This window comes from Vibrio sp. 2130-1 (assembly GCF_033339515.1).
This window is the reverse complement of sequence record NZ_JAWOUT010000207.1, coordinates 1-756: the sequence shown is the minus strand read 5'-3', so window position 1 is coordinate 756 and position 756 is coordinate 1. Positions and strand designations below refer to the sequence as shown.

Sequence of the window (756 nt, the reverse complement as noted above, 5' to 3'; positions counted from 1 at the left end):
ATCATCGAGTAAGGAATACAGTTCGCTAAAGTCCAGCGTATAAGTATCGCCACCACCCGAGCGAGTGCTACTAAGCATGAAATTGACCAGATCGGTATACACTGACCAATCGAGCAATTCGTATTCGGGTGACACCATGCCTGATTGCACAAACTCATTCGAAGGTTGATAGTCTGGCGAGTAGAAATTAAATACTGAAGGAGAACGCAGTGCGCCTTGTTCTGCGGTGTTCATCACTGTTGTTGCTCCGTCATAGCGCGCAGCGGTAAGTGTAAAGCCTGCGGCTCGGTGGAAGTTGGTGAGCACCAAAATGGGCTCTTTCACTTTCATTGGCGGTGTGTTGGTTAACCCCATGGCTTCGTTATCAAGTAAAACCGCGCGGATCACTGCGCTTAAATCACCTTTAACCCCTTTTCCGTTGTTGTTGAATACGCGAGCAACTCGCGCAACGTACTCCGGGCTTGGGTTAGAAGAGACGAATCGTTGAATCAAAAACTTCGACACAAATGGCGCAATGTTAGGATGAGACATCAATATATCCAGCACTTTTGAGAGATCTTCTTGGGCGGTCAAACCCGCAGGAATGGTTGTTCCCAACACGGTTTTTTCGTTGGTGTCATGTCGGCTGTTTATCACGCGCATGGGTTCAACAAATGCCGTGTCTGAATTTTTCCAACCAGTTAGCGCACGGGCCAGTTCTTGGATATCAGTTTGAGAGTAGGTCGGCAGCGGTTTTCCGGTTTTAGGATCACGTTT

Annotated in this window: 1 protein-coding gene; it reads right to left on the bottom strand. The window is 48.0% G+C overall.

The genetic code is table 11. The annotated features are described in order from the left end of the window. A partial coding sequence (locus tag R7Q09_RS25225) for a DUF1800 family protein (protein WP_318143830.1) occupies window positions 1-756 on the bottom strand: 756 nt, incomplete at both ends.